The 14289-nt window shown below is 69.7% G+C and carries 12 protein-coding genes; 5 read left to right on the top strand and 7 right to left on the bottom strand.

The features are described 5' to 3' along the window. Window positions 1-6 precede the first annotated feature (6 nt). From ACFVGW_RS13655 to ACFVGW_RS13635, 5 genes are all read left to right on the top strand, one after another. Entirely contained in the window at window positions 7-519 is a 513-nt protein-coding gene (locus ACFVGW_RS13655) for a protein jag (protein WP_383166691.1), read from the top strand. A 115-nt stretch (window positions 520-634) separates the two neighbouring features. Further along, the gene (rsmG, locus tag ACFVGW_RS13650; protein WP_385852082.1) at window positions 635-1351 is read left to right on the top strand and encodes a 16S rRNA (guanine(527)-N(7))-methyltransferase RsmG; all 717 of its coding nucleotides are present in this window, start codon (window positions 635-637) and stop codon (window positions 1349-1351) included. Between the two features lie 289 nt (window positions 1352-1640). Beyond that, window positions 1641-2717 (top strand): ParA family protein, encoded by a 1077-nt coding sequence (locus ACFVGW_RS13645; RefSeq protein WP_385852081.1) that lies wholly within the window; start codon window positions 1641-1643, stop codon window positions 2715-2717. Then, window positions 2714-3820 carry a ParB/RepB/Spo0J family partition protein gene (locus ACFVGW_RS13640; RefSeq protein ID WP_385852080.1) on the top strand — a complete coding sequence of 369 codons (1107 nt, stop codon included), beginning with the start codon at window positions 2714-2716 and terminating at the stop codon, window positions 3818-3820. The genes ACFVGW_RS13645 and ACFVGW_RS13640 overlap by 4 nt, the downstream gene beginning before the upstream one ends. 162 nt (window positions 3821-3982) lie before the next feature. Continuing rightward, window positions 3983-4600, top strand: a complete 618-nt coding sequence (locus tag ACFVGW_RS13635) for a GNAT family N-acetyltransferase (protein WP_352187219.1) — start codon at window positions 3983-3985, stop codon at window positions 4598-4600. Window positions 4601-4701: 101 nt separating this feature from the next. Here the strand turns inward: ACFVGW_RS13635 and trxA are convergent, their stop codons facing one another. The 7 genes from trxA to ACFVGW_RS13600 form a co-directional block, all read right to left on the bottom strand. After that, entirely contained in the window at window positions 4702-5037 is a 336-nt protein-coding gene (trxA, locus tag ACFVGW_RS13630; RefSeq protein ID WP_352187218.1) for a thioredoxin, read from the bottom strand. A gap of 47 nt (window positions 5038-5084) precedes the next feature. Then, entirely contained in the window at window positions 5085-6059 is a 975-nt protein-coding gene (gene trxB / locus ACFVGW_RS13625; protein WP_352187217.1) for a thioredoxin-disulfide reductase, read from the bottom strand. 127 nt (window positions 6060-6186) lie between these two features. Then, on the bottom strand, window positions 6187-7113 hold the full coding sequence (locus ACFVGW_RS13620; RefSeq protein ID WP_385852079.1) for a hypothetical protein: 927 nt from the start codon (window positions 7111-7113) through the stop codon (window positions 6187-6189). Continuing rightward, window positions 7110-7814: an RNA polymerase sigma factor SigM gene (sigM, locus tag ACFVGW_RS13615; RefSeq protein WP_383294574.1), complete on the bottom strand. Its 705-nt coding sequence runs from the start codon at window positions 7812-7814 to the stop codon at window positions 7110-7112. Before sigM ends, ACFVGW_RS13620 begins: the two co-directional genes overlap by 4 nt. Before the next feature lie 25 nt (window positions 7815-7839). Continuing rightward, complete coding sequence (locus tag ACFVGW_RS13610; protein ID WP_385852078.1) at window positions 7840-9549, bottom strand: protein kinase family protein; 1710 nt, start codon at window positions 9547-9549, stop codon at window positions 7840-7842. Window positions 9550-9667: 118 nt separating this feature from the next. Beyond that, window positions 9668-11872, bottom strand: a complete 2205-nt coding sequence (murJ, locus tag ACFVGW_RS13605) for a murein biosynthesis integral membrane protein MurJ (protein ID WP_385852077.1) — start codon at window positions 11870-11872, stop codon at window positions 9668-9670. A gap of 45 nt (window positions 11873-11917) precedes the next feature. Continuing rightward, on the bottom strand, window positions 11918-14236 hold the full coding sequence (locus ACFVGW_RS13600) for a DUF6049 family protein (RefSeq protein ID WP_385852076.1): 2319 nt from the start codon (window positions 14234-14236) through the stop codon (window positions 11918-11920). Window positions 14237-14289: the final 53 nt, after the last annotated feature.

Below are 14289 nucleotides of genomic sequence, written 5' to 3'. Positions count from 1 at the left end.
CCATCCGTGACGGAAGGCACCACCTCCGCCGCCGCCGAGGGTGGCGACACCCTGACCCGCCTGGAGCAGGAGGGTGAGATCGCGGCCGACTACCTCGAAGGTCTGCTCGACATCGCCGACCTGGACGGCGACATCGACATGGACGTCGAGGCGGACCGGGCCGCGGTCTCGATCATCAGTGACTCGAGCGGCCGTGACCTGCAGAAGCTCGTGGGCCGTGACGGCGAGGTGCTGGAGGCACTCCAGGAGCTGACCCGCCTGGCCGTGCACCGGGAGACCGGTGACCGGAGCCGGCTGATGCTCGACATCGCCGGGTTCCGCGCCAAGAAGCGTGCTGAGCTCGCCGAGATCGGTGCCAAGGCCGCGTCCGAGGTGAAGTCGACCGGTGCGCCGGTCAAGCTGGACCCGATGACCCCGTTCGAGCGCAAGGTCGTGCACGACGCGGTTGCCGCCGCCGGTCTGCGCAGCGAGTCCGAGGGCGAGGAGCCGCAGCGCTTCGTCGTCGTACTCCCTGCCTGACCCCCCTCGCAGTGTCGGCCCCGTCTGCTCGCAGGCGGGGCCGATCTTGTCAGCCTGATAGTCAGCCACCACAGTGCGCTCGCACCCATGGGTGCGGTGCGGAAGGACGGTTCCCGTGACGGAGGCAGCGGAGCTCCCCCCTGCGCCCGAACAGGCGCGGACGGTATTCGGTGAGTACTTCCCGGAGGCCGTCCGGTACGCGGAGCTCCTCGCGGATGCGGGCGTCAAGCGGGGGCTGATCGGCCCGCGTGAGGTTCCCCGTCTCTGGGAGCGGCACCTGCTGAACTGCGCCGTGCTCTCCGAGGTGGTGCCCGAGGGCGTCACCGTGTGCGATGTCGGCTCGGGGGCCGGGTTGCCGGGCATCCCGCTGGCGCTGGTGCGCCCGGACCTGAAGATCACGCTCCTGGAACCGCTGCTCCGTCGGACGAACTTCCTCCAGGAGGTCGTCGAGCTGCTGGGGCTGGACCATGTGACGGTGATGCGGGGCCGCGCCGAGGAGGTGCTCGGCAACTTCTCTCCGGTGCATGTCGTGACAGCGCGTGCCGTGGCGCCGCTGGACCGGCTCGCCGGCTGGGGTGTCCCGCTGCTGCGCCCGTACGGCGAGATGCTGGCCCTCAAGGGCGACACCGCGGAGGAGGAGATCGACGGCGCCCGTGCCGCGCTCTCCCGGCTGGGTGTGGTGGGTACGTCCGTGCTTCAGGTCGGTGAGGGGATCGTGGACCCGCTGTCGACCGTCGTACGGGTGGAGGTCGGTGAGAGCCCGGGCGGTGTGAGATTCGCCGCGAAGCGGGCCAAGGCCGCGCGCCCGAGCAGGACCCGGCGCCGCCGCTGAGCCGTCAACGCGGCACATATGAGCCGTCAACACTGCGCAACTGATCCGTACAAGCTGCCATACGTACGTATTTCGGAGTGTCGAACGGTCCTGGGTCGGCTGCGCGTGCATCGTGTTTCACGTGAAACGTCGCTCACTGCTGCAGGGGATCATCAGCCGCGGCCGCGCGGCTGCCACGCCCCGGGACCGCAAACCCCTCGCGAAACCACTCGCGAGGGGGACGGGATTGTCCACAGAGGTGGATTCACCCACAGAACCACGGGCCTCGCTGGTTCACGACCCCGAAAGCATGGCAGGCTCTGTCCATCGCGAGCCTGAAGCCGAGGAGAGTGAATCCTTGCGGTCCGACGCCAACATCGCGGGACCGATGACCGATCCGGTCCCCGGTCCCCGAACCGAATCGGCGGGGGAGGATGTTTCACGTGAAACACCGCCCCCGATGGACGACACCCCCATCGGTCGTGCTGCCCAGCTGGCAGTAGAGGCACTGGGTCGTGCCGGCGAGGGGCTTCCCCGGCCTGCCCAGACCCGCGTGATGGTGGTGGCCAACCAGAAGGGCGGAGTGGGCAAGACGACCACGACGGTCAATCTTGCTGCTTCCCTGGCGCTGCACGGCGCCCGTGTGCTGGTCATCGACCTCGACCCCCAGGGCAATGCCTCGACGGCCCTCGGTATCGACCACCATGCCGAGGTGCCCTCGATCTACGACGTCCTCGTGGAGAGCAAGCCGCTCTCCGACGTGGTGCAGCCGGTGCGGGATGTCGAGGGCCTCTTCTGTGCCCCCGCCACCATCGATCTCGCCGGTGCGGAGATCGAGCTCGTGTCGCTGGTGGCACGGGAGAGCCGGCTGCAGCGGGCCATCCAGGCATACGAGCAGCCGCTGGACTACATCCTCATCGACTGCCCGCCCTCGCTCGGTCTGCTGACGGTCAACGCCCTGGTGGCCGGCGCCGAAGTGCTGATCCCGATCCAGTGCGAGTACTACGCACTGGAGGGCCTGGGCCAGCTCCTGCGGAACGTGGACCTGGTGCGTGGGCACCTCAACCCCACGCTGCATGTCTCGACGATCCTGCTCACCATGTACGACGGCCGGACGAGGCTCGCCTCACAGGTCGCCGACGAGGTGCGCAGCCACTTCGGCGAGGAGGTGCTGCGGACCAGCATCCCGAGGTCCGTCCGCATCTCGGAGGCGCCGAGCTACGGACAGACCGTCCTCACCTACGACCCGGGCTCCAGCGGCTCGCTGTCGTATCTCGAGGCGGCTCGTGAGATCGCGCTGCGGGGCGTCGGTGTTCACTACGACCCGCAGCACGGCCACATGGGCCACCAGAACAGCCAGCACAGCATGTCGGAGGGGATCCAGTGAGTGATCGACGTAGAGGGCTGGGACGTGGGCTCGGTGCGCTGATCCCTGCTGCTCCCCAGGAGCGGCAGGTGCCAGCAGTCGGTGGGGCGGCGGGTTCTGCTTCTCCTGCGGCCGCTCCGGCGCTCTCCTCGGACCGTGGGGTCGCGGCCGCGAAGGTGGCGACCCTGCCGCAGAGCCCGCAGTCCCCGGACAGCGTGGTCCCGGTCGTCGAGGCGCCCGTGGTGGTGGAGCCCGAGGCACCCGCCGGTGCGCACTTCGCCGAGCTGCCGTTGGACTTCATCACGCCCAACCCGAAGCAGCCGCGTGAGGTGTTCGACGAGGACGCTCTCGCGGAGCTGGTCACCTCCATCAAGGAGGTCGGCCTCCTGCAGCCCGTCGTCGTACGGCAGCTGGGTGCCGAGCGCTACGAACTGATCATGGGTGAGCGCCGTTGGAGGGCGTGCCGTGAGGCAGGCCTGGAGCGCATCCCCGCGATCGTCCGGGCGACGGAGGACGAGAAGCTGCTCCTGGACGCGCTCCTGGAGAACCTTCACCGGGCACAGTTGAACCCGCTGGAAGAGGCCGCTGCCTACGACCAGCTGCTGAAGGACTTCAACTGCACCCATGACCAGCTGGCCGACCGGATCGGGCGTTCGCGTCCGCAGGTCTCCAACACGCTGCGTCTGCTGCGGCTCTCCCCTCCGGTCCAGCGTCGCGTCGCCGCGGGTGTGCTCTCTGCCGGACACGCACGCGCTCTGCTCTCCGTGGAGGACCCCGAGACGCAGGACAAGCTGGCGTACCGGATCGTGGCCGAGGGGCTCTCGGTGCGTGCGGTCGAGGAGATCGTGACGCTGATGGGTTCCGAGCCCACGTCCACGACCAAGCCCAAGGGTCCCCGGGCCGGCGCACGCGTCTCCCCGGCGCTGACGGATCTGGCCTCGCGACTCTCGGATCGTTTCGAGACCCGGGTGAAGGTCGATCTCGGCCAGAAGAAGGGCAAGATCGTCGTCGAGTTCGCCTCGATAGAGGATCTGGATCGGATCCTCTCGACCCTGGCGCCCGGCGAGGGGCGTGTCATGGACCAAGGGGGCTCCGAGCAGAGCGACGAGGACGTCGAGGACTGACCGCAGCGACTGCTCCGCGACCCAGGGCGGGCCGTGATCCGGTGAGAGCCGGAACACGGTCCGCCCTTTGCCTGCGAGCGGTATCGCCCTGATCGCCCCATCGATACGATTCTGGGAGGGCGTATCCGTACTGCGAAGGCCGTGGGAAGCGAGGGAACAGCCGTGGGGCGTCGGCTCGTACCGCTCACTCTGGACAACCTTCCTGATCTCCCCAAGCGATGTCGCTCCTGTGTCTTCTGGGAGCTGGACCCGGTGAGCGGGGAAGCGGCGGTGAAGGCGGGCCGACCGGAGCTGGAGAAGGAAGCCTGGATCTCGGCGGTACTCCTGGAGTGGGGTTCCTGCGGTCGCGTGGTCTACGTCGACGAGGTCCCCGTGGGCTTCGTTCTGTACGCGCCGCCTGCATACGTCCCGCGTTCCATGGCCTTCCCCACGAGCCCGGTCTCCGCGGATTCCGTCCAGTTGATGACTGCCTGGATCATGCCGGGGTATCAGGGGCAGGGGCTCGGCCGGATGATGGTGCAGACCGTCGCCAAGGATCTGTTGCGACGGGGCTTCAAGGCGATCGAGGCTTTCGGCGATGCGCGGTGGAAGGAGCCGGCCTGTGTGCTCCCGACCGACCACCTCACGGCGGTGGGCTTCAAGACCGTACGGCCCCACCCGACGTATCCGCGCCTGCGGTTGGAGCTGAGGACCACGCTGTCGTGGAAGGAAGACGTGGAGCTGGCCCTGGACCGGCTCCTGGGTGCCGTACAGAAGGAACCGGCGCTGCGGCCGCTCTGACCGAGTACGGCCGCTCCGATCGCGCCCCTGCGACCCTCACGACGACGGCCCGCCTCCCTGAGGAGGCGGGCCGTCGGTGTGTTTCACGTGAAACAGGGGTGTCAGGCGGTGGCCTCGACGAAGCCCTCGAGGTCGCGGAGGAGCGCGGCCTTCGGCTTGGCGCCGACGATCGTCTTCACGACCTCGCCGCCCTGGTACACGTTGAGCGTCGGGATGGACATGACGCCGTACTTGGCGGCCGTGGCCGGGTTCTGGTCGATGTTGAGCTTCACGATCTCGATCTCGCCGTGCTCAGCGGCGATGGCCTCCAGCGACGGGGCGATCTGGCGGCACGGGCCGCACCACTCGGCCCAGAAGTCCACCAGGACGGGCTTGTCGCTCTTGAGGACGACCTCGTCGAAGTCGGCGTCGGTCACGTTCTTCAGGGTGCCGGCCACGGCAACCTCCCTTTAACTTTGCGGGGTGTGAGTGGTGAGGATGAGGGTCAGACCGCGGGGGTCTCGGCGAGCTTCTCGCTCTTCTCGCTGTCGGCGAGGGCGGCGAGGAAGCGCTCGGCGTCGAGTGCGGCGGAGCAGCCGGTGCCCGCAGCGGTGATCGCCTGGCGGTAGGTGTGGTCGACGACGTCACCGGCTCCGAAGACACCGGCGAGGTTGGTCCGGGTGGAGGGGGCGTCGACCTTGAGGTAGCCCTCCTCGTCCAGCTCCAGCTGGCCCTTGAAGAGCTCGGTGCGCGGGTCGTGGCCCACGGCGATGAACAGACCGGTCGCCGCCAGCTCGGTGGTCTCGCCCGTCTTGGTGTTGCGGAGCGTCAGGCCGGAGAGCTTCTGGTCTCCGTGGATCTCGGCGACCTCACTGTCCCAGGCGAACTTGATCTTCGGGTCGGCGAAGGCACGCTCCTGCATGGCCTTGGAGGCGCGCAGGGAGTCACGGCGGTGGACGATCGTCACGGACTTGGCGAAGCGCGAGAGGAAGGTGGCCTCCTCCATCGCGGTGTCACCACCGCCGACGACGGCGATGTCCTGGTCCCTGAAGAAGAACCCGTCGCAGGTGGCGCACCAGGAGACTCCGCGGCCGGAGAGCTCGTCCTCCTTGGGGAGACCGAGCTTGCGGTGCTGGGAGCCCGTGGTGACGATGACGGCCTTGGCGCGGTGCACGGTGCCGGCGGTGTCCGTGACGGTCTTGATCTCGCCCGTCAGGTCCACGGCCACGATGTCGTCGGGCACCAGCTCGGCGCCGAAGCGCTCGGCCTGGGCGCGCATGTTGTCCATCAGGTCCGGGCCCATGATGCCGTCACGGAAGCCGGGGAAGTTCTCCACGTCGGTCGTGTTCATCAGCGCGCCACCAGCGGTGACAGCACCCTCGAAGACCAGCGGCTTCAGCGACGCACGCGCCGTGTAGAGCGCAGCGGTGTAACCCGCGGGCCCGGAGCCGATGATGATCACGTTACGGACGTCGCTCACGGGTTTCTTCCTCGTCTCTGCAGACTGCCTACTGCCTACGGGGCGGTCGTGTCGGTGACTCTCACCCCACCCAACGGATCCTACGGGGCAAGCATTCCCGAGAATGCCGCACGGCACGGCTGAGGCGTCAGGAGCGAGGGTAGGTCTGCGTCAGCAGAATCTCGGCCTTGGTCTGTCCCGCGTTCTCGGCGCAGGAGGCATCCAGGACGTACGCCTGCACATGAGTGCCCTCGGCGCCCTCGGGCAGGACGAGGAGATAGGCGGGCGTGCCCTGGTAGTCGCCCCTCTGGAAGGCGAGCACGGTGTCGTTACGTCCGGTGCCGGCCTTGACGCACTCGGGCAGGGTCTCGTCCGTCCCCCGCTTGGGGGTGTTCCCGCCCTCGGCGCTGAGTGATTCCGGGCTGGTCTTGGGGACCCTGAGGCTCTCGTCCTGCAGCAGCTCCTGGACCTGGGCCTCCACCGGCCGGTCGTTGAACCGGTCGTCTCCGACACCGCTCGCGGCGGAGGAAGTCTTCGTGTCGGCCGATTCACCGCCGGTCAGTGACTGCATGCCTCCCTGGGTGAGGAAGAGCGTCATGCCGAGCGCCGCTGCGCCGAAGACCGCGCCCAGGGCGGCGACGCGGCGGCGACGGGTCTTGGAGCGGCCCGGGCCTGTGGTGGCGCGGCCTGTGGTGGCGCGAGGGTGGCCGGCCGGCCGATCCGGGGCGGGGGCAGGCGCCGTGGAGGGCCGCGCGTCGGCGTGATCGCTCGCTGTTTCACGTGAAACATGCGCGCCGATGTCGGACGTGGTGGCGTCGAGCAGTGCTTCGGCGGCCAGGGCGGCGTCGATACGGCCGGCGATGTCGGCGGGCATCCGGGGCGGGCCGGGCAGGGTGCCGAGCAGACCGCGGATCTCCTCCAGGGAGGTCTGTACGTCCGCACAGAGGGAGCAGCCCTCGATATGCCGACGGACATCTGCCGTACGGGACGGCGAGAGCAGCCCCTCGGTCAGGTCGGAGATCTCCGATACGTCCGGGTGCTGTGCCGTGTCGGCCCTGCCGGTCGTGGAAGTCACGCGCGCCCACCTCCGCCCTTCACAGCAGCCGGCCCGCTCGGTCCGGTATCCGATGGCCCCGACACCGGTGGGACGGATGTCCCCGGCGTCCGGTTCCTTCCCCGGTCAGGACCTTCGTTACCCACGGTGTCGGCGCGCAGATGGCTGAGCATGGGAAGCAGTCGGGCCCGCCCGCGCGAACAGCGGCTCTTCACCGTTCCGGTGGGGACGTCCAGGATGCGGGCGGCTTCCGCCACCGGGTAGCCCTGCATGTCCACGAGGACGAGAGCGGCCCGTTGGTCCGCGGGGAGCGTGGCGAGCGCCGCGACCAGTTCACGGTGGAGGTCCTGGCGTTCGGCGGGGGCCTCGGCCGACTCCGCGGGTTCGAGGAGCTGCTCGAACCGTGCGGTGTCGTCCATGGGTGAGGTCCTGCGGGATGCGGCCTTGCGGACACGGTCGAGGCAGGCGTTCACCGTGATGCGGTGGAGCCAGGTCGTGACGGCCGACTGGCCGCGGAAGGTGTGGGCGGCCCGGAAGGCCGACACCAGGGCGTCCTGGAGGGCGTCAGCGGCCTCCTCGCGGTCCCCCAGCGTCCGCAGCGCCACAGCCCACAGTCGATCGCGGTGGCGCCGCACGAGCTCACCGAAGGCGTCGGGGTCGCCGGCGACATGGCGCGCCAGGAGTTCCTGGTCGCTGGTGTCGCCGCCTATGGCCTGTTCCAACGGTGAGCCCCCTCCCCCGATGCCGTCAGCTGCTGATCTTGATGTCCGTGATCTTGCCGCGGTAACCGCCGCCACTGCTGGGCAGGTCGGTCAGCCAGACGAGAACGTAGCGCGTCATCACGGGCTTGTCGGCCGTCAGTGCGACCTGCGTACCCGAGCCCGAGGCGACGGTTGTGAATGCTTCGGGTGCCGCCGGCTGGGACGTGGCGTTCTCGGGAGCTGTCCGCAACTGGACGGCGGTGGTGCCCTGGAAGGTGACGTCCACCTTGGAGACCTGCTGGACCGTGCCGAGGTCCAGTACGAGGCCCACGCCTTCCTTGAGCCTGCCGAAGTTCGAGTACCCGTAGTAGATGGACGTCTGCCACGACGTGGAGGGGTTGCCGTCGAAGGCGTTCTTTATCTCCGACGGGGTCTCGGCGCCGTCACCCTGCGGGTCGAAGTCCTGGGCTCCGGCGATCGTGACCGGCTTGCCCGTCTCGGGCTCCTTCTCGTCGTCGTTGTTGTCCTGCGGCTGGGTGGTCTGCGGGGTCTCCTTGTTCCTGTCCTGGTCGAGGAGCCGGTCCGCGATCTGCCAGCTGCCGAGCCCGAGTGCGGCGATCAGCAGCGCCGACACGGCCCACTTCAGGACCCTGCCGGTGCGGCTCTCCAGCGGGGCGGGAGGCGCGACCACGGGCTGGCCGGCCGCGACGCCCGGGCGGGGCTGCGGGCGGCCGTAGGTGCCCTGCTGGTAGGTCGTGCGCTGGTAGTCGGGCGGGGTGGGGAACTCGGGCTCCGGCGGGCGGATGCGGGGCATCGCCGCGACGGCCTTGGCGAGCTCGTCCGGAGTGGTGCAGGGCGGCTCCTGGCGCGAGGCGGTGGCCCCGTCGTTGGCCAGGGCGCGCATCGCGATCTCGGAGAGACCGCGGTGGACCCCGGCCCGCACCTGGTCGGGGGGGAGCAGGCCGACACCCTTGGGCAGCCCGGAGAGGCCGTAGGCGTCGCTGTCGTACGGCCAGCGCTGGGTCAGCGCCGCGTAGAGCAGGGCGCCGATGGCCTCGGTGTCGGTGCGCTGGGGGCGATCGGCGCTGATGCCCCGCAGCGCGGCGTTCACTGCCAGGCCGCGGATCCGGTACTGGCCCGTGGAGCTGCGCAGGACGGCGCTGGGGGTGAGACGAAGGTGTGCCAGGCCTTCGCGGTGCGCGGCGGCCATGGCCTGGGAGACCTGGCTGACGAGCTGATAGGCGTCGTGCGGCTCCAGCGGGCCGGCGGCGAGCAGCGCCGTCAGCTCGGTGGAGTCGGGAAGCCACTCGTGCACGACGTACACGAGGTCGTTCTCCTCGACGGCGTCGAGGACCTGGACGAAGCGGGGGTCTCCGAGGAGCGCCGAGGAACGGGCCGCCGCGAGGACGGAACGGGCCCGTGGGTGGTCGGCCGGCAGCAGATGGACTCCGACGGCACGCCGAAGTTTCTCGTCGACGGCACGCCAACTGCTGAAACCGTCCAGACGAGTGACGCACTCCTCCAGTCGGTAGCGCCTGGCCAACTTGTGGCCGCTGTGCAGCTCGGGAGTCTCGATGGAGGGCTGTTCGCCGTTCTGCCGCTGAGCGGCGTCGTCCTCTACGACCTCGGCGGACTTCTCCACCGTGTCCTGCGCTTCCGCCACCCCGTCGGTCGCGGCCTTCTCCGCCTTGGCGGTCAGCGGGTCGTCACCGCTGTTGTCGGCCACGTCGACGGCAGCCGTGCTACGTTCCGCCACCGTCGTTCCTGCCTCCCCATCCGTTGCGCCACATCCAACAGCCATGCCAATTGTGCCCACAGTCGGCTCCTATGCACGACACGCGGCAGCCGGCGATGGTTGTGCGGCAGCTGTCTTCCTATCGTCCCAGGCGTCCACGGACCATACCGACCATGGAGTTCAGCTCCGCGATCCGCATGCGCTTGGCGGCCACGAAGAAGACGCCGAGCAGGACCACGCCGCCGACGACCAGAGCCACCAGCGAGCCGAGAGCGCCCTCGCCGAGAAGTTTCAACAGGCCGAAGCCGACGGCGCCGGCCACGATCGCAGCGGGCAGCGAGGCCAGGCAGAGGCGGGCGTAGGTCCGCATGATGTGGGCGCCGTCCAGGTCGCCGCCCAGCCGGTTGCGCAGGCGCCGCCAGGCGACGCCGACACCGACGGCGTAGGCGAGCCCGTAGGAGGCGGCCATGCCGACGACGGCCCACTGGGCGGGGAGCACGAAGTAACAGGCGGCCGAGGCGGCCGCGTTGACGGCGGCGACGATGACCGTGTTGTAGAACGGCGTCCGGGTGTCCTCGTAGGCGTAGAAGCCGCGCAGGACGACGTACTGGACCGAGTACGGGATGAGGCCGAGGCCGAAGGCCATCAGGATGAAGCCCATGCCCTGGGCGGCCTGGACGCCGCTGGAGGCGTAGAGCAGGGTGCACATCGGGACGCCGAGCGCGAGGAAGGCGAAGGCGACCGGCACGATCGCGACGGCGGAGTTCCGCAGGCCCTGCGAGATGTCGTCACGGACGGCGCCGGGGTCGTCGTCGTGTGCGGCGCGGGAGATGCGGGGCAGCAGGGCGGCCATGACCGAGACGGTGATGATGGCCTGCGGCATGCCCCAGATCAGCTGGGCGTTGGAGTACGCGAGGAAGCCCGCGCCGTTCTTGCCGGACTCCTCGCCCGCCGCGGTGGCGAGCTGGGTCACGACGAGCACGCCGGCCTGGTTGGCGAGGACGAACAGCACGGTCCACTTGGCGAGTTTGACCGTCTTGCCGAGGCCGTGGCCCTTCCAGTCGAAGCGGGGGCGGAAGCGGAAGCCCGTCTCGCGCAGGTACGGGATCATCGCCAGCGCCTGGACGACCAGGCCGAGGAGCGTGCCGATGCCGAGCAGGCGGATGCCGTCGTCGGGGATGGTCTGCACGCCCATCTGGGATTCGGCGGAGGTGCCGTAGACCCAGATGAAGAGACCGAACGTGACGATCATGACGATGTTGTTGAGGACCGGAGTCCACATCATCGCGCCGAACTTGCCCCGGGCGTTGAGGATCTGACCCATCACCACATGCACACCCATGAAGAAGATCGTGGGCAGGCAGTAGCGGGCGAAGGTCACGGCGACGCTGTTGGCCGCGGCGTCGTCGGCGATGGTGTTCGACATCAGCCGGATCAGCAGCGGGGCGGCGAAGACGGCGATGACCACGATGGCGCCGAGCGCCACCATGACCAGGGTCAGCAGCCGGTTGGCGTAGGCCTCGCCGCCGTCCTCGTCGTTCTTCATCGAGCGGACGAGCTGCGGCACGAAGACCGAGTTGAGGCCGCCGCCGACGGTGAGGATGTAGATCATCGTCGGCAGGGTGTAGGCGATGGTGAAGGTGTCGCCGAGCAGGGCGGCGCCGAGCGCTCCGGTGATCACCAGGCTGCGGACGAAGCCGGTGAGCCGGGAGACCAGGGTGCCGGCCGCCATCACCGCGCTGGACTTCAGGAGCCCGGAGGCGCGGCCGGACTTCTTCGGTGCGGGAGCGGGCATCGGATTCGGCTCCGGAGCGGGCGGGGGCACCTGACCGGGCGTCTGCTGGTCCCGGTAGAGGTGGGCGAAGGCGTCCGGCTCGGGCTGCTCGTCCCCGGCCCGGGTCACGAGATCGTCCACCCCGGTGAACTGGACGGTGCGGGCGTCGTCCCCGTACGGCAGGTGCCGCGAGGGGCCGTCCGGCTCGGGCGCCGGGGTCTGCGCCCACACACGGGGGTCGGGAGCGTGCTGAGGCGTCGCGGGCTGCTGGTAGAGCGGCTGAGGCTCCTGGTACGTGCCCGGCGGGGGTGGCGGGTGCGCGGCGCGGTCGTAGAGCGCCTCGGTCACCGGGTCCTGCGCGGACAGGTCCCGTGCCTGGTAGGGGTCGTGGGTGTAGGCGTCCTGGACGTAGGGGTCCTGGGCGTACTGGTTCTGGGCGTACGGGTCCGGGGCGGACTGCTGCTGCGACGGGGGGACCGGCGGCCGGCCGGGTCCCGGGGTCGCCGCGGGCCCGGACGGCTCGGTGCCGCCCGCGCCCTGGCCGCGGTCACCGTCGTACGGCGCGTTCATGGTTACCCCACCTCATCGTCCCCGGCCGACCGGCCACGACATCGCTCAACGGTCCACTTTCTCACCCGTGTCGGACGGGTCGCCGCTTTCGGGACCGGTGTCCGGCACAGGGTCACTCGGCTGCTCCGGATCGTCGCCCTCCGCAGTCTCCGCTTCGGCGTTCCGGGCCGCCGCGAGCTTGCGCTGGGTGTACATCCGGGCTCCGGCGAGGACGAGGAGCAGCACACCGCCGGCGATGACGAGCATCACGGTCGGAGTGATCTCGGAGACCTTCACGGTGAAGGTCATTTCCTGGCCGTACGGTGTGCCGTCCTTGGTGAACAGCTGGGCCGTCATCGGTACCGGACCGTTGGCGTTGGCCGAGGCGGTGAACTTCACCGACTGGCTGTGTCCGGCGGCGATCTTCACCGGGAGTTCGGCGACTGCATCGCCGCCGTTGAGCTTCAGTCGGGTCTTGTTGCCGGAGGTCAGCCTCAGGACGAGGTCGTCCACGCCCTGCAGCAGCTTGTTCTGGACGGTCACCGGGATGGTGGCACTGCGGCCGGAGAGCGTGAGGTCCGACTTGTCGACGAGCTGCACCTCGCGCGTGAGGCTCTCGAGGTACTGGTGCACCGTGATCCGGTACAGCGAGGCAGAGGCGGCCTGGCCACGCCAGGACGTGGACATCTCGCGGCTGATGGCGTTGCCGAACGGTGTCACCACGCGGTCGGGCAGGGTGAGGATGACCTTGAAGTCGTCCAGGTCCGCGCGGGTGCTCTTCATGTCGCGGAAGGCCTCGACCGGAAGCTCCTGCTTGCGCAGCGCGCGGGGGTAGCGGGAGGCGCCCGGCACCTTGGTGGCGGCGTCGGGGTCCGGCTTCACGGCGGAGGCCGCGATGAGGTCGAGGGGCTGCGTCCAGCGCTGGGCCGTCAGGCCGCGCAGTGCGGTCGCCATGGTCTGTGCCTGCGACGTGGTCGGAATCCGCTGAGGGGCGACCACGATGCTGCGCTGCTGCTCGGGCTGCTCCAGCGTGACCGCGAGCGTCTGGGCGAGGAATTCCTGGACGGCGAGGGTCGAGTTCCCGGCGGGGAGCATGTCGCCCTCGAAGGCCGTCGAGAGTGAGGCGTCGCTGACGACGGCGGTGGTACCGCCTCCGATGGGGCGGGCCGCCGTCGGCGTGTACGAGAGGTCGTCCCGGAAGCTGTCGCTGCGGGCGATCACCTTGTGGGCGCCCGCCGAGGTGGCCACGTCCATGATCGAGGGGTCGACGGCCCCGTTCACGGGCCAGGAGAAGTCGGTGGACGGCTTCACATGGAGGATGGTCTCCACGGTCGTCCCGGCCAGCTCCGTCGCCGGCTGGAGGTGACTCAGCGAGCCGGGGACGTCCTTGCCGCGGTGGGCGAGGGAGGCGATGTCGGGGTCCGCGAACGGCAGGGCGACGACCTTGCGGCCCACCACGGCCTTCTGCAGCGCGTCGAGCCACCGCTCGGCGACGGCCTGCTTCGTGCCCGGCACCGTGCCCGTGCCGTCCTTGACCTGGTAGCTCCGCGTCATGGCGTCGACGGTGGCCAGCAGGTCCGGGTCGATGACCCAGGTGATGGGAAGCTCCTTGCCCAGCGTGACCATCTGGTCCAGGCGCCCGCCGGGGGCGAGCTCGGCGGCCAGGTCGTCGTTCTCGAAGACCGGCGTCTGCTGGTCGTCGGTGCCGGTCTCGGCGGAGACGTGCGCCGAGGAGATCAGCGGCCAGAGGTAGGTGAGCTGGGTCTTCTTCTCCGTCGCCTCGGGCTGGTACGGCAGGAAGGTCCGCTCGATGCCGAGGACGCGCTTCCCGGGCTGGGTGGCGGTCTGGCCCGAGAGGGAGACACCCAGCTGGTAGACGCCCTCGTCATCGAGTCCGAGCTTGTCCACCGGGACGGAGAGCGTGAAGTCCTTGCTGAGTCCGGCCGCGAGGCTGGGAATTTTGACCGTGTACCGGCCGCCGAGCGGGGAGGGGTCGCTGCCGGCCCGGAAACCGGTACGGCCCGAGATCTGCTCGATCTGGCTCCGGCTCGTCATCCGGGGGCCGACCCTGACGTCCACCGTGGCGTCGGTCACGGTCTGCTTGCCCTTGTTGGTCACCGTCCCGGAGACCGTGACCGTGTCGCCCTCCACCGGCGCGCTCGGCTTGAGCGTGTCGAGAGACACATCGACGGTGCGCGATCCCGTGGCGTCCTCAGCGGTCACGGCCGACGGTTCCATGGAGGCCGCGGCGACGGCCGGCGGGGCCACCGCGCCCTGCAGAAGCCCGACGAGGAGGGGCGCGGTGGCAAGGAGGGACGCCGTCCGCCGCAGCCACCGACGGGCAGGTGAGGGATGGGTCCCCTGGATGTCTGCCGCCTCGGCCACGCGTTCGCCCGTCCTCGTCGTAATCAGTGGTGCAGGTGGTTCCCCATTGCTGT

It is taken from the genome of Streptomyces sp. NPDC127129 (assembly GCF_042671585.1).
GTDB lineage: Bacteria > Actinomycetota > Actinomycetes > Streptomycetales > Streptomycetaceae > Streptomyces.
The sequence above is the reverse complement of the archived record's forward strand: the minus strand, read 5'-3'. Positions and strand labels throughout refer to the sequence as shown.

Coding starts and splice junctions, on each gene's coding strand:
- ACFVGW_RS13645 (WP_385852081.1), top strand. CDS start 1,641: ATGGCAGGCTCTGTCCATCGCGAGCCTGAAGCCGAGGAGAGTGAATCC.
- murJ (WP_385852077.1), bottom strand. CDS start 11,872: ATGAACGCGCCGTACGACGGTGACCGCGGCCAGGGCGCGGGCGGCACC.